We start from the raw sequence: 21781 nt of genomic DNA on the forward strand, positions 1-21781 counted from the left end.
GCGCAGTCCAACACCCTGGCGCACAACAGCTCCAGCGGCCTGGAACGCCAGCGCGTGGAAACCGAACAGGTGGCCACTGCGGTGAACCAGATGGCGGCGACCACCCAGGAAGTGGCCAGCCACGTGCAGCGCACCGCCGATGCCACCCAGGAAGCCAACCGCCTGACCGGGCGCGGCCGCGATATCGCCGGGGAAACCCGCGAGGCGATTCAGCGGCTGTCGGTGGCGGTGGGCGAGACGGGTGTGACCGTCACGCAACTGGCCAAGGACAGCGATGAAATCGGCGGCGTGGTTGATGTGATCAAAGGCATCGCCGACCAGACCAACCTGCTGGCGCTCAACGCCGCCATCGAAGCCGCGCGTGCCGGTGAGATGGGCCGTGGTTTCGCGGTGGTCGCCGATGAAGTGCGCCAACTGGCGCAGCGTACGGCCGAATCCACCGGGCAGATCCATACCCTGATTGCCAAGCTGCAACACACGGCGGCTGCCGCCGTGCAAACCATGGACGCCGGGCACCGCCAGGCTGAAGAAGGTGTAGCGCGGGTGATGGAAGCCGACCAGGCCTTGGTGGGCATCAGTGAGGCGGTGGCCAATATCACCGACATGACCACCCAGATTGCTGCTGCTACCGAAGAGCAAAGCGCGGTGGCCGAGGAGATCAGCCGCAATATCAGCACCATTGCGCTGTTGGCGGACCAGACCTCGGAGCAGGCGATGAACTCGGCGCAACTGAGTGAAGAGTTGACGCATACCGCCAATACCCAGTATTCGCTGGTGGAGCGTTTTAACCGCTGAACGGGCTCGTTCCCACGCTCTGCGTGGGAACGCCTCCTGTGACGCTCTGCGTCACAATTTTAGAGGGGGACGCAGAGCGTCCTGGGCTGCATTCCCACGCGGAGCGCGGGAACGATCAACAACCCCTGAGAACCTCAGCGACGCGCACCGCCGCCGCCTCCAGATGCTGCTCATGGCTGAACCCCGAAGCCTTCAGCGGCTTCAAGTCATGATCCCCCGCCACCAGCCACATCACCTCGATACTGTCTGACAAGTCATAACCTTCTACCGCCGCCCGATTGCCCAAGGCATCGCGCTCGCCCTGCACTATCAACGTCGGCGTCTTCAGCGCAGCCAAGTGCTCCACCCGGGGTTTCTCTGGCTTGCCCACCGCATAGAACGGATAGCCCAGGCACACCAACCCATCGGCGCCCAATTCATCGGCCAACAAACTGGCCATCCGCCCGCCCATGGACTTGCCGCCAATCGCCAGTTTCCCAGCGACATGACGTCGCACCTGGGCATACACCTCACGCCACGCCTCCAGCAGTTTCGGCGCCGGATTCGGCGGGCGTTTGCCCCCGTCCAAGCGGCGCTGGGCCATGTACGGGAACTCGAAGCGCAACACGTTCACGCCATGCGCGGCAAGGCGTGCAGCCATGTCGTTCATGAACGCCGAGTCCATCGGTGCGCCAGCGCCGTGGGCCAGGATCAGCATGACCGGCTCACCCGACGTCGTGCCGGTGGCGACATCCCACAACCAGCCATGTTCCCGTACACACTGCGCCCATTGATCCCCGTCAATACTGGCCTTGTGCTCTTTGCCCATGCTTGCCTCGCTTTTTAGTCTGCCTATAACTCCAGCCCAAGTGCCGCATTTGCTTGGGTTGAACCGTGGATGGGGAACCATGAACACTACTTTAAGTACCGCCTATAACTACAAGGTGGTCCGCCAATTCGCCATTATGACGGTGGTGTGGGGCATCGTCGGCATGGGGCTCGGGGTTTTTCTCGCCGCCCAATTGGTTTGGCCTGCGCTCAACTTCGATTTGCCTTGGACCAGCTTCGGCCGCCTGCGCCCTTTGCACACCAACGCGGTGATCTTCGCGTTCGGTGGCTGTGCGCTGTTCGCCAGCTCCTTTTACTCGGTGCAACGCACCTGCCAGACGCAGCTGTTCGCGCCGAAAGTCGCCGCGTTCTGCTTCTGGGGCTGGCAGCTTGTGATCCTGCTGGCCGCGATCAGCCTGCCACTGGGCTACACCAGCTCCAAAGAATACGCCGAGCTGGAATGGCCGATCGACATCCTGATCACCATTGTCTGGGTCGCCTACGCCATCGTGTTCTTCGGCACGATCATGAAACGCAAGACCAAGCACATCTATGTGGGCAACTGGTTCTTCGGTGCGTTCATCATCACCGTGGCCATTTTGCATATCGTCAACAACCTGGAAATCCCGGTCAGCCTGACCAAGTCCTACTCGCTGTACGGCGGTGCGACGGATGCCATGGTGCAGTGGTGGTATGGGCATAACGCAGTAGGCTTTTTCCTCACTGCGGGCTTCCTCGGCATGATGTACTACTTCGTGCCCAAGCAGGCCGAACGCCCGGTGTATTCGTATCGCTTGTCCATCGTGCACTTCTGGGCGCTGATCACCCTGTACATCTGGGCCGGCCCGCACCACTTGCACTACACCGCTCTGCCGGACTGGGCGCAGTCCCTGGGCATGGTGATGTCACTGGTGCTGCTGGCGCCAAGCTGGGGCGGCATGATCAACGGCATGATGACCCTCTCGGGCGCCTGGCATAAGCTGCGCAGCGACCCGATCCTGCGCTTTCTGGTGGTCTCCCTGGCGTTCTACGGCATGTCGACCTTCGAAGGCCCGATGATGGCGATCAAGACCGTCAACGCCCTCTCCCACTACACCGACTGGACCATCGGCCACGTACACGCCGGCGCGCTGGGCTGGGTGGCGATGATCTCCATCGGCGCGCTGTACCACATGATCCCGAAAATCTTCGGTCGCGAGCAGATGTACAGCCTCGGCCTGATCAACGCGCATTTCTGGCTGGCCACCATCGGCACCGTGCTCTACATCGCGTCGATGTGGGTCAACGGCATCGCCCAGGGCCTGATGTGGCGTGCGGTCAACGAAGACGGCACCCTCACCTACTCCTTCGTCGAAACCCTGGTGGCCAGCCACCCAGGCTTCATCGTGCGTCTGGTGGGCGGTGCGATCTTCCTCAGCGGCATGTTCCTGATGGCTTACAACACATGGCGCACCGTGCGTTCGGCGCAACCTGCCGAAGTCACCGCTGCCGCGCAAATGGCCTGAGGAGTCGATGATGAAACACGAAACGATTGAAAAGAACGTCGGCCTGTTGATGCTGCTGATGGTGCTTGCCGTGAGCATCGGTGGCCTGACCCAGATCGTCCCGCTGTTCTTCCAGGACGTGACCAACAAGCCGGTCGAAGGCATGAAGCCCTACACCGCGCTGCAACTGGAAGGCCGCGACATCTACATCCGCGAAGGCTGCGTGCAGTGCCACTCGCAGATGATCCGCCCGTTCCGCGCCGAGACCGAGCGCTACGGCCACTATTCGGTGGCTGGCGAAAGCGTGTGGGACCACCCGTTCCTGTGGGGCTCCAAACGTACCGGCCCGGACCTGGCCCGCGTCGGCGCACGCTACTCGGACGACTGGCACCGCGCGCACTTGTACAACCCGCGCAACGTGGTGCCGGAGTCGAAAATGCCGGCCTACCCCTGGCTGGTCACCGCCGCCGTCGACAGCAGCCACACCGAGACCAAGTTGAAAGTGATGCGCACCCTCGGCGTGCCGTACACCGACGACGACATCAATGGCGCAGTCGCCAGCCTCAAGGGCAAGACCGAGATGGACGCGCTGGTTTCCTACCTGCAAGTGCTCGGCACTGCCATCAAGAGCAAGAGGTGAGCCATGGGATTTGAATTCGATGCAGGCACCATCCGCGGCCTTGGCACGCTGGTGGTCGCCATCGCCTTTATCGGCCTGTCGCTGTGGGTATTCAACAACCGCCGCAATGCGGAATTCGAGCAGGCGCGCCTGCTGCCGTTTGCCGATGAACCTTCCCCACCCGACGCTCAAGCAGAGCCAGCCACAAGGAGCACTCGGCCATGACTACGTTCTGGAGTACATGGATCTGCGTATTGACCCTGGGCAGCCTGATCGGTCTGACCTGGCTGTTGGTCGGCACCCGCAAGGGCGAGACCAAGGGCAGCGTCGACCAGACCATGGGCCACGCCTTCGACGGTATCGAGGAATACGACAACCCGCTGCCCCAGTGGTGGTTCATGTTGTTCGCCGGCACCCTGGTGTTTGCCGTCGGCTACCTGATCCTCTACCCGGGCCTGGGCAACTGGAAAGGCGTACTGCCGGGCTATGAAGACGGCTGGACCCAGACCAAGGAATGGGACAAGGAAATGGCCAAGGCCGACGCCAGGTTCGGGCCGATCTTCGCCAAGTTCGCGGCCATGCCGGTGGAAGAAGTCGCCAAGGACCCGCAAGCGTTGAAGATGGGCGGTCGCCTGTTCGCCTCCAACTGCGCGGTATGCCACGGTTCGGACGCCAAGGGCGCCTATGGTTTCCCCAACCTGGCCGACAATAACTGGCGCTGGGGCGGCTCGGCTGAGGCTATCAAAGCCACCATCCTGAACGGTCGCCACGCGGCGATGCCGGCCTGGGGTGAAGTGCTGGGCGAGGACGGGGTGAAAAACGTCGCCGCCTACGTGCGCCACGACCTGGCCAAGCTGCCGTTGCCTGCTGACAACAGCGCAGACCTGGCAGCCGGGCAAGCCGCGTTCAACACCACCTGCGTGGCCTGCCACGGCCCACAAGGCCACGGTGTGGAAGCCATGGGCGCGCCTAACCTGACCGAGCCTGCCGGTTTTATCTACGGCACCAGCCTGGCGCAGCTGCAGCAGACCATCCGCCATGGTCGCCAGGGCCAGATGCCAGCCCAGGATGTGCTGCAAGGCAATGACAAGGTGCACCTGCTGGCGGCTTACGTGTACAGCTTGTCCCATAACGCTGAAGGTGCAACGCCAGACAGCGCGACCGAGTAACCGCTGCCCCGGCCCGGGGCGGCAACCCGTTTCACTGTAGGAGCGAGCTTGCTCGCGAAGCACTTCAGAGCGCCGCGTTTATACTGGATAAGCGTGGTGCCCTCAGGTTCTTCGCGAGCAAGCTCGCTCCTACAGGGATCCGGTGTTGTTTTCATTTGCGCGACCAAGTGTCGCACCCCTTCCAAGCCCACCTTTCCCCTCCTCCTATTCGGGTCTACGCTTGTTCCCACAGTGGACCATTCCTGGCCTACGCGACGGTAGCCGTTGCGCCCCTGAAATTTCCTGTCCACTCGATCAGCTTTCTATTTTGGATTTTGTCCCTACGCCAAACATGGAAAGGGCGCAGAATCTGGCGTGGAACGCATTGATCCAGGTCAGCCATTGCGTTGCAATGGCCCCTCGCTTTCTACATACTTGCGACCGATTTTACCTATAAAAAAACCTAAACCGTGGAACCTTAGAATGAGCACAGCAATCAGTCCGACTGCTTATAACTATAAGGTAGTCCGCCAGTTCGCCATCATGACGGTGGTCTGGGGGATCCTTGGCATGGGGCTCGGGGTGTTCATCGCCTCGCAACTGGTTTGGCCGCAATTGAATTTCGACCTGCCCTGGACGACCTTCGGCCGCCTGCGCCCGCTGCACACCAACCTGGTGATCTTCGCCTTCGGCGGATGTGCACTGTTTGCCACCTCCTACTATGTCGTGCAGCGCACCTGCCAGACGCGACTGATCTCCGATGGCCTTGCCGCCTTCACCTTCTGGGGCTGGCAGGCGGTCATCGTCGGCGCCATCATCAGCCTGCCCCTGGGCTACACCACCACCAAGGAATACGCCGAGCTGGAATGGCCGATCGCCATTTTGCTTGCCATCGTGTGGGTGACCTACGGCCTGGTGTTCTTCGGCACCATCGTCAAGCGCAAGACCAAGCACATCTACGTGGGCAACTGGTTCTACGGCGCCTTTATCGTGGTCACGGCGATGCTGCACATCGTCAACCACGCCTCCCTGCCGGTGAACCTGTTCAAGTCCTACTCGGCCTACTCCGGTGCGACGGACGCGATGATCCAGTGGTGGTACGGCCATAACGCCGTAGGCTTCTTCCTCACCACCGGCTTTCTGGGGATGATGTACTACTTCGTGCCCAAGCAGGCCGAGCGTCCGATCTATTCTTATCGCCTGTCCATCGTGCACTTCTGGGCGCTGATCACCCTGTACATCTGGGCCGGCCCTCACCACTTGCACTACACCGCCTTGCCGGATTGGGCACAGTCCCTGGGCATGGCGATGTCGATCATCCTGCTGGCACCAAGCTGGGGCGGCATGATCAACGGCATGATGACCCTCTCGGGCGCCTGGCATAAGCTGCGCACCGACCCGATCCTGCGGTTTTTGGTGGTGTCTTTGGCGTTCTACGGCATGTCGACCTTCGAAGGGCCGATGATGGCGATCAAGACCGTCAACTCGCTGTCCCACTATACCGACTGGACCATCGGCCACGTGCACGCTGGCGCTCTCGGTTGGGTGGCGATGATCTCCATCGGCGCGCTGTACCACATGATCCCCAAACTGTTCGGCCGCGCGCAGATGCACAGCGTCGGGCTGATCAATGCGCACTTCTGGCTGGCCACTATCGGCACCGTGCTCTACATCGCCTCGATGTGGGTCAACGGCATCACCCAGGGCTTGATGTGGCGTGCGATCAACGATGACGGCACCCTCACCTACTCCTTCGTCGAAGCGCTGCAAGCCAGCCACCCGGGCTTTATCGTACGTGCCTTGGGCGGTGCGTTCTTTGCCAGCGGCATGCTGTTGATGGCCTACAACGTGTGGCGCACCGTGCGTGCCAGCGACCCTGTTGAAGCCGAAGCCGCCACCAAGATCGCCGTTGTGGGAGCTCACTGATGAAGCATGAAGTCGTCGAGAAGAACATCGGCCTGCTGGCCTTCTTCATGGTCATCGCCGTGAGCATTGGCGGCCTGACCCAAATCGTCCCGCTGTTTTTCCAGGACGTGACCAACAAGCCGGTCGAAGGCATGAAGCCACGCACCGCCCTTGAACTGGAAGGCCGCGACGTCTACATCGCCAACGGTTGCGTGGGCTGCCACTCGCAGATGATCCGCCCCTTCCGCGCCGAAACCGAACGCTACGGCCACTACTCGGTTGCCGGTGAAAGCGTGTGGGACCACCCGTTCCTGTGGGGTTCCAAACGTACCGGCCCGGACCTGGCCCGTGTGGGTGGGCGCTACTCCGATGACTGGCAGCGTGCGCACCTGTACAACCCGCGCAACGTCGTGCCGGAGTCGAAAATGCCGGCGTACCCGTTCCTCGTGGAAAACAAGCTCGACGGCAAGGACACCGCCAAGAAGATGGAAGTCTTGCGCACCCTGGGCGTGCCCTACACCGACGAAGACATCGCCGGTGCGGCCGCCGCCGTGAAGGGCAAGACCGAAATGGACGCATTGGTGGCCTACCTGCAAGGCCTTGGCACCATCATCAAAAGCAAACGGTGACCTTCATGGATATCGGGATGATTCGTGGCCTGGGCACCGTTGTGGTGATGGTGGCCTTTATCGGCCTGGCGTTGTGGGTGTTCAGCCCACGGCGCAAGTCGGAGTTTGACGACGCGACCATGCTGCCCTTCGCAGATGACCCCGAAGCCATCAAGCACGTCGAGCAAGCTTCTAGGAGTAACAAAGAATGACTACGTTCTGGAGTCTGTACGTCACAGTCCTCAGTCTGGGTACCATCTTCGCCCTGACCTGGCTGCTGCTGTCGACCCGCAAGGGCCAGCGCACCGAGCAGACGGACGAGACCGTCGGCCACTCGTTCGACGGCATCGAGGAGTACGACAACCCGCTGCCCAAGTGGTGGTTCATGCTGTTTGTCGGCACAATCGTCTTCGCCCTTGGTTACCTGGTGCTCTACCCAGGCCTGGGCAATTGGAAGGGCCTGCTGCCGGGCTACAACTACCTCGACAACGACAAGCAAACCCCGTTCGCCAACGGACAGACCGGCTGGACCGGCGTACACGAATGGGAAAAGGAAATGGCCAGATCGGAGGCCAAGTTCGGGCCGATCTTCGCCAAGTTCGCGTCGATGCCGATTGAAGAAGTCGCCAAGGACCCGCAAGCCTTGAAGATGGGCGGCCGCCTGTTTGCCTCCAACTGCTCGGTGTGCCACGGCTCCGACGCCAAGGGCGCCTACGGCTTCCCCAACCTGACCGACGCCGACTGGCGCTGGGGTGGCGAACCCAACACCATCAAGGAAACCATCATGAAGGGCCGCCACGCGGTGATGCCAGGCTGGGCCGAAGTCATCGGCGAGCAGGGCGTGGCCGACGTAGCAGCCTTTGTGGTGACCAACCTCGACGGCCGCAAACTGCCGGAAGGCGCCAAGGCCGACGTGGCCAACGGTGAGAAACTCTTCGCCGCCAACTGCGTGGCCTGCCACGGCCCGGCCGGTAAAGGCACCCCAGCCATGGGCGCGCCCGACCTGACGCATCCGGGTGCGTTCATCTACGGCTCAAGCTTCGCGCAACTGCAGCAGACCATCCGTTATGGCCGCCAGGGCCAGATGCCGGCGCAGGAGCAGTTGCAAGGGAATGACAAGGTGCACCTGCTTGCGGCGTATGTATATAGCTTGTCTCATGGGGATAAGAAGGCTGAGGAGCAGTAAGACCTCTGAAACAATGGAGCCCCGCGCAGCGAATGCTGGCGGGGCTTTTTTGTTCTGGCGCCGAACCTTGCAAAGCCAACTCTACCGTTCGTAACCTCAACCTTGCCGCGCGCACTCGCCAAGTAGTAACGTAACTACATTAAGTCCAGCGAAGGGGGCCTACCCCATGACCATCACGACCATTTCCAGCCGCGAATTCAATCAAGACACAAGTGGTGCCAAAAAAGCCGCCCGCAAAGGGCCGGTTTTTATCACTGATCGCGGCAAGCCTGCCCATGTACTGCTAAGCATTGAGGAGTACCAGAAGCTGACAGGTCTGAACGCCGACATTGTCGACCTGTTGGTGATGCCGGAAGCGGCCGATATCGACTTCGAAACCGAACGTGCCGTGATCATTCATCGACCCGTGGACTTTTCTTGATGTATCTACTCGACACAAATGTGATCTCTGAACTGCGTAAACCTCAGGCTGATGCAAATGTCGTGGCTTGGGCAAAAAGCGTAGTAGCGCCGCGCATGTTTATTTCGGCGATCACGCTGAAGGAACTGGAAACCGGAGTCCTGCGAATTGAACGGCGAGACCCGGTTCAGGGGAAGGTGTTGAGAACCTGGCTCAAGCGTCATGTAATGCCCGCCTTCGATGCCAGAATCCTGCCCGTCGATGCAGCAGTCGCGTTGCGTTGCGCGCACTTGCATGTACCCGACCAAGCCAACGAAAGCGATGCATTGATTGCCGCAACCGCGCTGGTTCACGGACTCACCGTAGTCACGCGCAACGTCAGCGACTTCAAATCGAGTGGCGTGCCACTGCTCAATCCATGGGACGAATGACCGGCTTACTGGCAAAAACCGTCCATACTTGCCAAGTCAATTGATCCAGGTCACGTACACCATCAATTGATTTCCCCCAACGCGACCAAAGGTCGCACCCTTTGCACACCCTCGGGGGCGTATCATTAGGCCACTGCAACACCCTTAATTTGACCCCGGTTGGCACGTACTGGCCGAGGCAAATCTCCACCGCCGTGGGATGCAATGATGAGCGACCAGATACCGGTACATAACGTTACCCCGCCTGCCAAGACCGTCGACCTCTACGCTTCGAGAGAGAAGATTTACACCCGCGCCTTCACTGGCTTGTTCCGCAACCTGCGCATGGTCGGCGGTGCCGCTCTGTTCCTGCTCTACTTCGGCACCGTGTGGCTGAACTGGGGCGGTCACCAGGCGGTGTGGTGGAACCTGCCGGAGCGTAAGTTCTTTATTTTCGGTGCAACGTTCTGGCCCCAGGATTTCATCCTGCTCTCGGGCATTCTCATTGTGGCGGCATTTGGCCTGTTCTTTATCACCGTGTACGCCGGGCGCGTGTGGTGCGGCTATACCTGCCCGCAAAGCGTATGGACATGGATCTTCATGTGGTGCGAAAAGGTCACCGAAGGCGACCGCAACCAGCGCATCAAGCTCGACAAGGCGCCGATGAGCGCCAACAAGTTCCTGCGCAAGTTCAGCAAGCACAGCCTGTGGCTGCTGATCGGCTTTGCCACCGGCATCACCTTCGTCGGCTACTTTTCACCGATCCGCGAACTGGTATTCGATTTCTTCACCGGCCAGGCCGATGGCTGGTCATATTTCTGGGTGGGTTTCTTCACTCTCGCCACCTACGGCAACGCCGGCTGGCTGCGTGAGCAGGTGTGCATCTACATGTGCCCCTATGCGCGCTTCCAGAGTGTGATGTTCGACAAGGACACCTTGATCGTGTCCTATGACCCGCGCCGTGGCGAAGTGCGTGGCCCACGTAAAAAGGGTACCGACTACAAGGCCCAAGGCCTGGGCGACTGCATCGACTGCACGATGTGCGTGCAGGTGTGCCCTACCGGTATCGATATCCGCGACGGGCTGCAAATCGAATGCATCGGCTGCGCCGCCTGTATCGATGCCTGCGATAACATCATGGACAAGATGGAGTACCCACGCGGCCTGATCAGCTACACCACCGAACACAACCTGTCGGGGCAGAAAACCCATAAGCTGCGCCCGCGCCTGATCGGTTACGCCCTGGTGTTGCTGGCGATGATCAGCCTGTTGGTGGCGGCCTTCTTCATGCGCTCGCTGGTGGGTTTCGACGTCAGCAAGGACCGCGTGCTGTACCGCGAGAACGCCGAAGGGCGCATCGAAAACGTCTACAGCCTGAAGATCATGAACAAAGACCAGCGCGACCACACCTACGTGCTCGACGCCGCTGGGCTGCCCGACCTCAAGCTGCAAGGCCGGCGCGAAATCAAAGTGGCCGCCGGCGATATCGTCAGCATGCCAGTGGAGTTGTCGAGTGCGCCGGAGCAGTTGCCGTCGAGCACCAACGAGGTGACCTTCATCCTCGAAGACGCCGATGACACCAGCGTCCATATTGAAGCCAAGAGCCGATTCATCGGCCCACAAGTCCGTTAACAGGGAACACACGCATGCCCGCAACTACTGCCGCCAGCCCTTGGTACAAGCACCTCTGGCCCTGGATCATCATCGCGATCCTGGCCTGCTCGGTGACCCTGACCTTGTCCATGGTGACCATCGCGGTGAATAACCCGGACAACCTGGTCAACGACAACTACTACGAGGCCGGCAAAGGCATCAACCGTTCCCTGGACCGCGAACGCCTGGCCCAGACCCTGCAACTGCGCGGCAAGCTGCACCTGGACGAACTGACCGGCGAGGTCGAGCTGCAACTGACTGGCTACAGCAATCCGAAAACCCTGGAGCTGAACCTTATCTCCCCGACCCAGCCAGAGAAGGATCGCAAGATCAACCTCACCCGCAGCGACAGTGAGCAAGGCCGCTACATCGGCCAGGTCACCGACAAGGTCGAAGGTCGCCGTTTCGTGGAACTGCTTGGCGTGGAGGGCGGCAACACCTGGCGCCTGTTCGAAGAAGAAGAGGTCAGCCACGACAAGGACTTGCTGCTGGGTGACGAACCGTTGCAGGGCGCTGAAGACCTGAAGAAGTAGACGATGATCGTTCCCACGCTCTGCGTGGTAACGCCTTGCTGGACGCTCTGCGTCCGCTTTGTGACGCAGAGCGTCACGGGCAACATTCCCACGCAAAGCGTGGGAACGATCTGCGGAACTGAGCAATGACCCAACCCACCCCCTGCTACCACTGCGCCCTACCCGTCCCCTCCGGCAGCCGGTTCACCGCCCAGATCCTGGGCGAACGCCGTGAACTCTGCTGCCCGGGCTGTCAGGCCGTGGCCGAGGCGATAGTGGCCGGCGGGCTGGAAAACTATTACCAACACCGCAGCGAAGCCTCGGCCAACCCCGAGGCGCTGCCCGTGCAATTGGTGGACGAACTGACGCTGTACGACCGCGCCGATGTGCAAAAACCTTTTGTGCGCCATCAAGGCGACCTGGCCGAAACCACCCTGCTGATGGAAGGCATCAGTTGCGCCGCCTGCGGCTGGTTGATCGAGAAACACCTGCGCAGCCTGCCTGCCGTGGCCGAAGCGCGATTGAACCTGTCCAACCACCGCCTGCACGTGCGCTGGGCCGATGGGCAATTGCCGTTGAGCCAACTGCTCAGCGAGCTGCGCCATATCGGTTACGCCGCCCACCCTTACCAGGCCGACCGCGCCGCCGAACAATTAGCCAGCGAAAACCGCCTGGCCCTGCGACAACTGGGGGTCGCTGGTTTGCTGTGGTTCCAGGCCATGATGGCAACCATGGCCACCTGGCCGGAATTCAATATCGACCTGAGCCCGGAATTGCACGTCATCCTGCGCTGGGTGGCGATGTTTCTGACCACGCCCATCGTGTTCTACAGCTGCGCGCCCTTCTTCAAAGGCGCCCTGCGTGACTTGCGCACACGGCACCTGACCATGGACGTCTCGGTGTCCCTGGCGATTGGCGGCGCGTACCTGGCCGGCATCTGGACCGCGATCACTGGCGTAGGCGAGTTGTATTTCGATGCCGTGGGCATGTTTGCCCTGTTCCTGCTGGCCGGGCGCTACCTTGAGCGCCGCGCCCGGGAGCGCACTGCCGCAGCCACTGCCCAACTGGTCAACCTGTTGCCCGCCTCCTGCTTGCGCCTCAAGGATGATGGACAGAGCGAACGCATCCTGCTCAGCGAGTTGGCGCTGGGTGATCGTGTGCTGGTGCATCCCGGTGCGGTGCTGCCGGCGGATGGCGTAATTCTCGACGGCCAATCCAGCATCGATGAATCCCTGCTGACCGGCGAGTACCTGCCGCAACCTCGGCGTACGGGTGACAGCGTCACGGCCGGCACGCTGAATGTCGAAGGCGCGCTCACCGTCCAAGTGCGCGCCCTGGGGCATGACACGCGCTTGTCCGCCATCGTGCGCCTGCTGGAGCGCGCCCAGGCCGAGAAGCCGCGCCTGGCGCAAATCGCCGACCGCGCTGCGCAGTGGTTCTTGTTGTGTTCGCTGATCGCCGCCGCGCTGATCGGCCTGCTGTGGTGGGAGCTGGACCCATCCCGAGCGTTCTGGATTGTACTGGCGATGCTGGTGGCGACCTGCCCGTGCGCCCTCTCGCTGGCCACGCCCACCGCGCTCACTGCCGCCACCGGCACCTTGCACAGTCTCGGGTTGCTGCTGACCCGCGGCCATGTGCTCGAGGGCCTGAACCAGATTGATACGGTGATTTTCGACAAGACCGGCACCCTCACCGAAGGGCGCCTGGCGTTGCGCGCCATTCGGCCCTTGAGTGCGCTGGACAGCGACCAATGCCTGGGCCTTGCCGCCGCCCTGGAGAACCGTTCCGAACACCCGATTGCCCGTGCCTTCGGCCGTGCGCCGCTGGCCGCTGATGAAGTGCTGAGCACTCCAGGCCTGGGCCTGGAAGGTCGTGTGGGAGAACGTCTGTTGCGCATCGGCCAGCCGGGTTTTGTCTGTGAACTCAGTGGCTGCGCGATTCCCGCCTCGCCGGACGAGGCCGGGCAATGGCTGCTGCTGGGCGACCACAGCGGTGCCCTGGCCTGGTTCGTACTGGATGACCGCCTGCGCAGCGACGCACCCGCCTTGCTCGCCGCATGCAAGGCGCGGGGCTGGCGCACGCTGCTACTCTCGGGGGACAGTTCGCCGATGGTGGCCAGTGTCGCTTCTGAGCTGGGTATCGACGAAGCCCACGGCAGCCTGCGCCCTGACGACAAGCTGCAGGTACTGCAAAACCTGCACAAAGAAGGTCGCAAAGTGTTGATGCTCGGCGATGGGGTCAATGATGTGCCAGTGCTGGCCGCTGCCGATATCAGTGTGGCGATGGGCTCGGCCACCGACCTTGCGAAAACCAGCGCCGATGCGGTGCTGTTGTCCAACCGCCTGGATGCGCTGGTGCAGGCCTTCAGCCTGGCGCGGCGCACTCGCCGGGTGATCATCGAGAACCTGTTGTGGGCCGGGTTGTACAATGGGCTTATGCTGCCGTTTGCCGCCCTGGGTTGGATCACGCCGATCTGGGCGGCGATCGGCATGTCCATCAGTTCGTTGACCGTGGTGCTCAACGCGTTGCGCCTGACTCGCCTGCCGAGCGCGCAAGCCCCGGGCACCGCCCCACTAACCCGCCCGCTGCCGGCCTGAGCCGCGCGGGCATGGAGTACAGATGCCAGCTCTCTACGTGATGATTCCGGCGGCACTGCTATTAGTGGGTGTGGCCATCTACATCTTCTTCTGGGCCGTGGACAGCGGCCAATACGAAGACCTCGATGGCCCGGCCCACAGCGTGCTGTTCGACGACCAGGACCCGAACCACCTGGCCGCCATCGACGAAGCCAACAGCCCCGAGCAGCCGCCCAAAGAGCCCCCTCATGCTTGAGCTGGCGCCCTTGCTGGTCTCGGCGCTGATCCTCGGCCTGCTCGGCGGCGGCCATTGCCTGGGCATGTGCGGCGGACTGATGGGCGCGTTGACCCTGGCGATCCCCAAGGAACAACGCAGCCGCCGTTTTCGCCTGCTGCTGGCGTATAACCTGGGGCGCATCCTCAGCTATGCAACCGCCGGCTTACTAATCGGCCTGGCCGGCTGGGCAGTGGCCAACAGCCCGGCGGCGATGTTCATGCGAGTGCTTGCCGGGCTGCTGCTGATCTGTATGGGCCTGTACCTGGCCGGCTGGTGGAGCGGCCTCACCCGTATCGAAAGCCTGGGACGCGGCCTGTGGCGGCATCTGCAGCCGGTGGCCAACCGTTTGCTGCCGGTGTCCAGCCTGCCGCGAGCCTTGCTGCTGGGCGCGCTGTGGGGCTGGTTGCCGTGCGGGCTCGTCTACAGCACCCTGCTATGGGCGGCGAGCCAGGGCAATGCACTGGACAGCGCCTTGCTGATGCTGGCGTTCGGGCTGGGCACCTGGCCGGTGCTGCTGGCCACCGGGCTGGCCGCCGAACGGGTGACGGCGTTATTGCGCAAGCGCAGCGTGCGTGTGGCCGGTGGCGTGCTGGTGATGATCTTCGGTCTCTGGACCTTGCCTGGCCCCCACCAGCACTGGCTCATGGGGCATTAACAGGCCCTGTGGCATAGCGCCGCTCCCCGTTGATGCAAATCAAGATGCCTGCACCGCCCTGCCCCTAGACTCGGCCCACTAGCCAATCCGGGGGACCGCCCGCATGCTCGACGCCATTCGTTGGGACACAGATCTGATTCACCGCTACGACTTGGCGGGGCCGCGCTACACGTCCTACCCCACCGCCGTACAATTTGACAGCCAGGTCGGCACCTTCGACCTGCTCCACGCCCTGCGTGACAGCCGCAAGGCCGTGCGGCCACTGTCGCTGTATGTGCATGTGCCGTTCTGCGCCAACATTTGCTACTACTGCGCCTGCAACAAGGTGATCACCAAGGACCGTGGCCGCGCCCAGGCCTACCTGCAGCGCCTGGAGCAGGAAATCCAATTGGTGGCCTGCCACCTCGACCCGCAGCAGCCCGTGGAGCAACTGCATTTCGGCGGCGGTACGCCAACCTTTCTCAGCCACGATGAACTGCGCCAGGTGATGAAATGCCTGCGCCAGCATTTCAATTTGCTGGAGGACGACTCGGGCGACTACGGCATCGAAATCGACCCGCGCGAAGCCGACTGGGCCACCATGGGCCTGCTGCGCGAACTGGGCTTCAACCGCGTGAGCATTGGGCTGCAAGACCTCGACCCCGAGGTGCAACGGGCGGTCAATCGCCTGCAAAGCCTGGAAGAAACCCGCGCCGTGATCGATGCAGCGCGCACCTTGCAATTTCGCTCGATCAATATCGACCTGATCTACGGCCTGCCCAAGCAGTCGCCGTTGAACTTTGCGCGCACCGTGGAAGAAGTCATCCGCTTGCAGCCTGACCGCCTGTCGGTGTTCAACTACGCGCACCTGCCGGAACGCTTCATGCCCCAACGGCGGATCAACACCGACGACCTGCCCTCGCCGGCAGAAAAACTGCTGATGCTGCAAACCACCATCGAACAACTGACCCAGGCCGGTTACCGCTACATCGGCATGGACCACTTTGCCCTGCCGGACGACGAACTGGCGGTGGCCCAGGAAGAAGGCAAGCTGCAGCGCAATTTCCAGGGTTACACCACCCACGGGCACTGCGACCTCATTGGGTTGGGGGTGTCGGCGATCAGCCAGATCGGCGACCTGTATTGCCAGAACAGCAGCGACCTGAACCAGTATCAGAACGCTTTGGCGGGCGCGCAGTTGGCGACCAGCCGCGGCTTGGTCTGCACCACCGACGACCGCTTGCGCCGGGACGTGATCCAGCAACTGATCTGTAATTTCAACCTGGCATTCGAGGGGATCGAACAGGCGTACAACATCGATTTTCGCGGCTACTTTGCCGAGCTATGGCCACAATTGCAGACCATGGCTGACGATGGCTTGATTGAACTCGACGTCCAGGGCATTCGCGTGCTGCCGGCCGGGCGCTTGCTGGTGCGCTCGGTGTGCATGGTGTTCGATGCCTACCTGGAGCACCAGAACAGGCAACGGTTTTCGCGGGTTATCTAAAGGCCCTTATTTCATGGCCAAGCTGGCGGCCTTGACTGCATCACCGGCACTCATGTCTTTCATCGCCTTGGTCAGGGACGCCTGGGCGCTAGTCAAGCTGGCTTGCAGTGCGCTCAACGCTGACTGCAGCCCGGAGAGTCGGGCACGGGCCTGTTCAGGGCTGAGATTTCTGTCGGCCATTACCGCAGCCATCTCGGCCTGTTTCTCGGCGATCTGTTTTTTGATCTCACGGATCATCTTCAGTAGGTTCTTGACGTTGTCCGCCAGGCCGCTTTCGTCGATGTCACTGTTTGAGGCTTTTTCCGCCGCAGCAGCTTTCATCGCGGCGCCGGAAATGGTCACCGAAACAGCAGGCTTGGCTTCGTCCGTCGTCGGGATCGCGGCAACATCGGGTTCGGCAGCCTTCTTGGGTTCGGGCAGTGCCTGGATCTGAGTGCGCGAAGCGAGTTGAGCAGTGAGGGCTAACATGGTTTGAGCCGCCGTATTTGTAGTCGATAGCAGTACTATCGGCGGTTTTAGCCAAATCTTTATATACCGATCGGTTTTTTGTACACGCTGGCCTCCGTGCCCCCCAGTGCGTTACCCTTACGTCTTATGTGTGTTTTCCCACAAGGATTTAAGAAATGTCCGAGCCAGTCAAACTGCGCGCTCACAGCCAGGCCCATTGCAAGGATTGCAGCCTGGCTCCCCTCTGCCTGCCACTTTCATTGAATCTGGAAGACATGGATGCGCTGGACGACATCGTCAAACGCGGCCGCCCGCTGAAAAAAGGCGAGTTTCTGTTTCGCCAGGGCGACAAGTTTGATTCCGTCTATGCAGTACGTTCGGGCGCATTGAAGACCTTCAGCCTCAGCGATGGCGGCGAAGAACAAATCACCGGTTTCCACCTGCCCAGTGAGTTGGTCGGGCTGTCGGGGATGGACACTGAGATTCACCCGGTGTCGGCCCAGGCCCTGGAAACCACGTCGGTGTGCGAAATCCCTTTCGAGCGCCTGGATGAGTTGGCCCTGCAACTGCCGCAGTTGCGCCGCCAATTGATGCGCGTGATGAGCCGCGAGATTCGTGACGACCAGCAAATGATGCTGCTGCTGTCGAAGAAAACCGCCGATGAGCGCATCGCCACGTTCCTGGTCAACCTGTCGGCGCGCTTCCGTGCCCGTGGGTTCTCGGCCAACCAGTTCCGCCTGAGCATGTCGCGCAATGAGATCGGCAATTACCTGGGCCTGGCAGTGGAGACCGTGTCCCGCGTGTTTACCCGCTTCCAGCAGAACCAGTTGATTGCCGCAGAAGGTAAAGAGGTGCATATCCTCGACCCGATTCAGCTGTGTGCATTGGCTGGCGGTTCTCTGGAGATCTGACCCAGACTGCGGCCGCGCCAATCGGCGAGGCCGCAGGTATACTTCGGGTCCGTTTTCCGCCCTGGACTCCTCGACGATGACCTTTGATTCGTTCGACATCAAATCCCTGATTCGCCCCGTCATCGACTTCCCCAAGCCTGGGGTGATCTTCCGTGACATCACGCCGCTGTTCCAATCGCCCCGCGCCTTGCGCCTGGTAGCCGACAGCTTTGCCCAACGCTATGTCGAAGCCGACTTCACCCATATCGGTGCGATGGATGCCCGTGGCTTCCTGATCGGCTCGATCATCGCCTACCAGCTCAACAAGCCGCTGATCCTGTTTCGCAAGCAAGGCAAGCTGCCGGCGGACGTGCTGGCCGAGGGTTACCAGACCGAGTACGGCGAAGCCTTCCTGGAAGTGCACGCCGACAGCCTGTGCGAAGGCGATTCTGTGCTGATGTTCGATGACCTGATCGCCACCGGCGGCACCCTGATTGCGGCGGCGAACCTGGTGCGGCGCATGGGGGCAAAGATTTTTGAGGCTGCGGCGATTATTGATTTGCCAGAGCTGGGTGGCTCGCAGCGTTTGGCAGACATGGGGATTCCGACGTTTTGCCTGACGCAGTTTGGGCTGACTGAGAGATAAGCGTCGTCAGTACTGCCGTCATCGCGGGCAAGCCCGGCTCCCACCTTGGAATGCATTCCCCTGTGGGAGCCGGGCTTGCCCGCGATGAGGCCCGAAAGAACACCCCGGTTTACAACCCCATCTGCTTACTGATGATCTCATTCATCACTTCACGCGTCCCGCCACCAATCGACAGAATCCGGTTATCACGATACAGCCGCTCCACCAGGCTGCCACGCATATACCCCTGCCCACCCAGTATCTGCACCGCGTCATACGTCACTCGATCAGCGGTATCGGTGGCCAGGTTCTTGGCCATGGAAATCTCTTTGATCACACTCTTGCCAGCGGCCATCTTCGCAGCCTGCCGATAGGTGAACTCACGGGAAACCTCCACCGCGGTAGCCATTTCCGCCAGGCGATGCTTGAGCACCTGGAATTTGCCGATGGGTTTGCCGAATGCTTCACGCTGGGCGGCCCACTGGAGGCTTTCCTCCAAGGCCAGTTGCGCGGTCATGTTGGCCATCAAGGCCAAGGCCAGACGCTCGCTCTGGAAGTTGCCCATGATGCAGGCAAAGCCCATGTTCTCGACGCCGATAAGATTGCCCACGGGCACGCGGCAATCGTCGAAGAATAACTCGGCGGTGTCCGACGCCCACCAGCCCATCTTCTTCAGTGGCTGGCCGACGGTAAAACCGGGGGTGTCTTTTTCGATCAGCAGCAGGCTGATGCCGCCAAAGCCCGGCCCGCCTGTGCGCACGGCCACGGTGTAGAAATCAGCGCGAATGCCGCTGGTGATAAAGGTCTTGGCGCCGCTCACGCGGTAATGCTCGCCCTCACGCACTGCGCGGGTTTGCAGGTTGGCCACATCTGAGCCGCCGCTGGGCTCGGTGACCGCCAGGGCGATGATCTTTTCGCCAGCCAGCACCAGAGGCGCTATGCGCTCACGCACGTCGGGCCGGGCCCATTTGACGATGGGCGGCAGGCCGATATCCAGGGAGCCGAGCCCCGCCACCACCCCACCGGAGCCGCAACGCATCAGTTCTTCGCTGGCAGCGACCTTGGCGAACAGATCGCCTTCGTGGCTGCCACCCAGGGTTTCGGGGTAGCCAATGCCTAGAATCCCCGCCGCACCGGCCTTGAGGTAGAGCTCGCGAGGAAAGCTTTGCGCCTCCTCCCACTGCTCGATGCCGGGCAACATCTCACGCTCGACGAAGCGGCGCACGCTGTCGCGGACCAATTGGTGGCTGGGATCGAAGTATTCCTGATAGGCAGACATCGGCAAGCTCCATGGCGGGATGGAGCGAACTTACCAAGCGCTTGCTTGGTTATCAAGCCGAATACATTTTTTACCATCACACAAGACCAATGTGGGAGCCGGGCTTGCCCGCGATGCAGACGCCTCGGTCTTTCAGTAACCCGTGGTGATGCTATCGCAGGCAAGCCAGCTCCCACATTTAGAGCGCGATGGGTTTACGGCCTGCGAACGAATGCGCCAAGGTACCGCCATCCACCAACTCCAACTCGCCCCCCAACGGTACGCCATGGGCAATCCGCGAAGTAATCAAGCCTTTATTGGTCAGCAGTTGGGCAATGTAGTGCGCCGTGGCTTCACCTTCCACCGTCGGGTTGGTTGCCAGGATCACTTCAGTGAAGGTGCCCTGCTCTTGGATCCGCGCCACCAGTTGTGGAATACCAATGGCTTCCGGCCCCAGGCCATCGAGCGGCGACAGATGCCCCTTGAGCACAAAGTAACGCCCGCGATAACCAGTCTGCTCCACGGCGTACACATCCATCGGCCCTTCCACCACGCACAGCAATGTGTCGTCGCGACGCGGGTCGGCGCATTGCGGGCAGAGTTCTTCTTCAGTAAGGGTGCGGCACTGGCGGCAGTGGCCCACGCCTTCCATGGCCTGGCTCAGGGCCTGGGCCAGGCGAGTGCCGCCGCTGCGATCACGCTCCAGCAGTTGCAGCGCCATGCGCTGGGCAGTTTTCTGGCCGACACCGGGCAAAGTGCGCAAGGCGTCGATCAGTTGGCGAATCAGGGGGCTGAAGCTCATGGGCGAAGGGTCCGACAAAACAACGAGACGCGGTTTATACCCGCGCCCCGGATTAGCGTCAAATACTCAATCCTGCGCGACGCGCACCACCAACTTGCCGAAGTTGCGCCCTTCGAGCAGGCCGATAAAGGCTTCGGGCGCCTGCTCCAGGCCATCGACCACGTCCTCGCGGAACTTGATCTTGCCCTCGCGCACCCACGGCGCCATGGCACTGAGGAACTCCGGCTGGCGGTCGCCATAGTCGTCGAACACAATAAAGCCCTGGATGCGCACCCGCTTGGTCAGCAAGGTGCGTTGCAGCGTCGGCAAACGGTCAGGGCCACTGGGCGCTTCATGGGCGTTATAGCCGGCGATCAACCCGCACAGCGGCACGCGCGCCTTGGGGTTGAGCAAAGGCAGCACCGCATCGAAGACTTTACCGCCGACGTTTTCAAAGTAGATGTCCACGCCTTTGAAGCAGGCCAGGGCCAGCTCATGGGCAAAATCTTCGCTCTTGTGGTCGATACAGGCGTCAAAGCCCAACTCATCCACCACATAGCGGCATTTGTCCGCGCCACCGGCAATGCCCACCACGCGCAAGCCTTTAAGCTTGGCCACCTGGCCCACCACCGACCCCACCGCGCCCGACGCAGCCGCCACCACCAGGGTTTCCCCGGCCTTGGGCTGGCCGATATCCATCAAGCCCATATAGGCCGTCATGCCCGGCATACCCAATACGCCCAAGGCCATCGACGGACTCGGCAGGCCCTTGGGCAGCGGGATCAGGTTATGGCCTTCGCAAATGCAGTGGCTTTGCCAGCCAGTGGCGCCGACCACCAGGTCGCCCACTTCGAATTTCGGGTTGCGCGATTGCTCGACACGGCTGACAGCCCCACCGGTCATCACTTCACCGATTTCCACGGGGGCTGCGTAGGACGGCGCGTCACTCATGCGTCCACGCATGTAGGGGTCCAAAGACAGGTACAGGGTCTTGAGCAGCACCTGGCCGTCTGCCAGGTCCGGCAGGCTTACACGTTCCAGGCGAAAGTTTTCCGGCGTGGGTGCGCCTTGAGGGCGTGAGACCAGAACGATGCGTTGGTTGAGCGTCATTTCTTGAGGCATCAGCGGGGCTCCTTTATCGGCGAGTGGTTTCAACGGTATAGGGTGCAGACCATCGGGGCAGGCTTGGGGTTCGATGTTTCGACTGACCAAAAAAAATGCCAGGCGCGATGCCTGGCATTTGAGTCTAGCTAAAAGCG

The 21781-nt window shown here is 61.5% G+C and carries 24 protein-coding genes; 19 read left to right on the forward strand and 5 right to left on the reverse strand.

Annotated elements, in window-relative coordinates; all coding sequences use genetic code 11:
• A partial coding sequence (locus GIW04_RS13765) for a methyl-accepting chemotaxis protein (RefSeq protein WP_236479011.1) occupies positions 1–795 on the forward strand: 795 nt, incomplete at its 5' end.
• Between the two features lie 115 nt (positions 796–910).
• On the opposite strand, the gene GIW04_RS13770 is transcribed toward GIW04_RS13765, so the two are convergent.
• Positions 911–1603, reverse strand: coding sequence for an alpha/beta family hydrolase (locus GIW04_RS13770; protein WP_120248440.1), 693 nt, complete (start codon positions 1601–1603; stop codon positions 911–913).
• A 79-nt stretch (positions 1604–1682) separates the two neighbouring features.
• Between GIW04_RS13770 and ccoN (GIW04_RS13775) the strand changes: the two genes are divergently transcribed.
• The 16 genes from ccoN (GIW04_RS13775) to hemN all read left to right on the forward strand — a co-directional run bounded on the left by ccoN (GIW04_RS13775) (position 1683) and on the right by hemN (position 16521).
• Positions 1683–3107 carry a cytochrome-c oxidase, cbb3-type subunit I gene (ccoN, locus tag GIW04_RS13775; RefSeq protein WP_003193158.1) on the forward strand — a complete coding sequence of 475 codons (1425 nt, stop codon included), beginning with the start codon at positions 1683–1685 and terminating at the stop codon, positions 3105–3107.
• Positions 3108–3117: 10 nt separating this feature from the next.
• Positions 3118–3726 carry a cytochrome-c oxidase, cbb3-type subunit II gene (gene ccoO / locus GIW04_RS13780; protein WP_003193159.1) on the forward strand — a complete coding sequence of 203 codons (609 nt, stop codon included), beginning with the start codon at positions 3118–3120 and terminating at the stop codon, positions 3724–3726.
• Positions 3727–3729: 3 nt separating this feature from the next.
• Positions 3730–3930, forward strand: a complete 201-nt coding sequence (locus GIW04_RS13785) for a cbb3-type cytochrome oxidase subunit 3 (protein WP_003193161.1) — start codon at positions 3730–3732, stop codon at positions 3928–3930.
• The gene (gene ccoP, locus GIW04_RS13790) at positions 3927–4874 is read left to right on the forward strand and encodes a cytochrome-c oxidase, cbb3-type subunit III (RefSeq protein WP_003193162.1); all 948 of its coding nucleotides are present in this window, start codon (positions 3927–3929) and stop codon (positions 4872–4874) included. Before GIW04_RS13785 ends, ccoP (GIW04_RS13790) begins: the two co-directional genes overlap by 4 nt.
• A 462-nt stretch (positions 4875–5336) precedes the next feature.
• Positions 5337–6779 carry a cytochrome-c oxidase, cbb3-type subunit I gene (gene ccoN, locus GIW04_RS13795; RefSeq protein WP_003193164.1) on the forward strand — a complete coding sequence of 481 codons (1443 nt, stop codon included), beginning with the start codon at positions 5337–5339 and terminating at the stop codon, positions 6777–6779.
• Positions 6779–7387, forward strand: a complete 609-nt coding sequence (gene ccoO / locus GIW04_RS13800) for a cytochrome-c oxidase, cbb3-type subunit II (protein ID WP_003193167.1) — start codon at positions 6779–6781, stop codon at positions 7385–7387. Before ccoN (GIW04_RS13795) ends, ccoO (GIW04_RS13800) begins: the two co-directional genes overlap by 1 nt.
• A gap of 5 nt (positions 7388–7392) precedes the next feature.
• On the forward strand, positions 7393–7578 hold the full coding sequence (locus GIW04_RS13805) for a CcoQ/FixQ family Cbb3-type cytochrome c oxidase assembly chaperone (protein WP_003193169.1): 186 nt from the start codon (positions 7393–7395) through the stop codon (positions 7576–7578).
• Positions 7575–8552, forward strand: a complete 978-nt coding sequence (ccoP, locus tag GIW04_RS13810) for a cytochrome-c oxidase, cbb3-type subunit III (protein ID WP_003193173.1) — start codon at positions 7575–7577, stop codon at positions 8550–8552. The genes GIW04_RS13805 and ccoP (GIW04_RS13810) overlap by 4 nt, the downstream gene beginning before the upstream one ends.
• A gap of 166 nt (positions 8553–8718) precedes the next feature.
• Positions 8719–8973, forward strand: coding sequence for a type II toxin-antitoxin system Phd/YefM family antitoxin (locus GIW04_RS13815; protein ID WP_003193175.1), 255 nt, complete (start codon positions 8719–8721; stop codon positions 8971–8973).
• Positions 8973–9383: a type II toxin-antitoxin system VapC family toxin gene (locus tag GIW04_RS13820; protein WP_034136160.1), complete on the forward strand. Its 411-nt coding sequence runs from the start codon at positions 8973–8975 to the stop codon at positions 9381–9383. The genes GIW04_RS13815 and GIW04_RS13820 overlap by 1 nt, the downstream gene beginning before the upstream one ends.
• A 207-nt stretch (positions 9384–9590) precedes the next feature.
• Complete coding sequence (gene ccoG / locus GIW04_RS13825) at positions 9591–10994, forward strand: cytochrome c oxidase accessory protein CcoG (protein ID WP_032900812.1); 1404 nt, start codon at positions 9591–9593, stop codon at positions 10992–10994.
• 14 nt (positions 10995–11008) lie between these two features.
• Entirely contained in the window at positions 11009–11548 is a 540-nt protein-coding gene (locus tag GIW04_RS13830; RefSeq protein ID WP_003193179.1) for a FixH family protein, read from the forward strand.
• Between the two features lie 125 nt (positions 11549–11673).
• Positions 11674–14124, forward strand: coding sequence for a heavy metal translocating P-type ATPase (locus tag GIW04_RS13835; protein ID WP_094774053.1), 2451 nt, complete (start codon positions 11674–11676; stop codon positions 14122–14124).
• A gap of 22 nt (positions 14125–14146) precedes the next feature.
• A complete protein-coding gene (gene ccoS, locus GIW04_RS13840) occupies positions 14147–14359 on the forward strand; it encodes a cbb3-type cytochrome oxidase assembly protein CcoS (protein WP_003193184.1) in 213 nt (70 codons plus the stop codon).
• Positions 14352–15035, forward strand: a complete 684-nt coding sequence (locus tag GIW04_RS13845) for a sulfite exporter TauE/SafE family protein (protein WP_032895833.1) — start codon at positions 14352–14354, stop codon at positions 15033–15035. Before ccoS ends, GIW04_RS13845 begins: the two co-directional genes overlap by 8 nt.
• A 103-nt stretch (positions 15036–15138) precedes the next feature.
• Positions 15139–16521: an oxygen-independent coproporphyrinogen III oxidase gene (gene hemN, locus GIW04_RS13850; protein WP_003193186.1), complete on the forward strand. Its 1383-nt coding sequence runs from the start codon at positions 15139–15141 to the stop codon at positions 16519–16521.
• A 6-nt stretch (positions 16522–16527) separates the two neighbouring features.
• Here hemN and GIW04_RS13855 read toward each other — a convergent pair whose 3' ends face one another.
• Positions 16528–16989: a hypothetical protein gene (locus GIW04_RS13855; protein ID WP_120248441.1), complete on the reverse strand. Its 462-nt coding sequence runs from the start codon at positions 16987–16989 to the stop codon at positions 16528–16530.
• Positions 16990–17144: 155 nt separating this feature from the next.
• Between GIW04_RS13855 and fnr the strand changes: the two genes are divergently transcribed.
• Together fnr and GIW04_RS13865 are read left to right on the forward strand one after the other, a co-directional pair.
• On the forward strand, positions 17145–17879 hold the full coding sequence (gene fnr, locus GIW04_RS13860; RefSeq protein WP_003193190.1) for a fumarate/nitrate reduction transcriptional regulator Fnr: 735 nt from the start codon (positions 17145–17147) through the stop codon (positions 17877–17879).
• Positions 17880–17955: 76 nt separating this feature from the next.
• Entirely contained in the window at positions 17956–18504 is a 549-nt protein-coding gene (locus GIW04_RS13865) for an adenine phosphoribosyltransferase (protein ID WP_003193191.1), read from the forward strand.
• Positions 18505–18613: 109 nt separating this feature from the next.
• On the opposite strand, the gene GIW04_RS13870 is transcribed toward GIW04_RS13865, so the two are convergent.
• From GIW04_RS13870 to GIW04_RS13880, 3 genes are all read right to left on the reverse strand, one after another.
• A complete protein-coding gene (locus GIW04_RS13870; protein WP_003193193.1) occupies positions 18614–19762 on the reverse strand; it encodes an acyl-CoA dehydrogenase family protein in 1149 nt (382 codons plus the stop codon).
• 178 nt (positions 19763–19940) lie between these two features.
• Positions 19941–20543: a recombination mediator RecR gene (gene recR / locus GIW04_RS13875; RefSeq protein WP_032895829.1), complete on the reverse strand. Its 603-nt coding sequence runs from the start codon at positions 20541–20543 to the stop codon at positions 19941–19943.
• A 66-nt stretch (positions 20544–20609) separates the two neighbouring features.
• Entirely contained in the window at positions 20610–21644 is a 1035-nt protein-coding gene (locus GIW04_RS13880) for an NADP-dependent oxidoreductase (RefSeq protein ID WP_034136224.1), read from the reverse strand.
• Positions 21645–21781 lie beyond the last annotated feature (137 nt).

Origin of the sequence: Pseudomonas sp. PA-4-8C, assembly GCF_021606625.1 — a bacterium.
Lineage (GTDB): Bacteria > Pseudomonadota > Gammaproteobacteria > Pseudomonadales > Pseudomonadaceae > Aquipseudomonas > Aquipseudomonas lactis.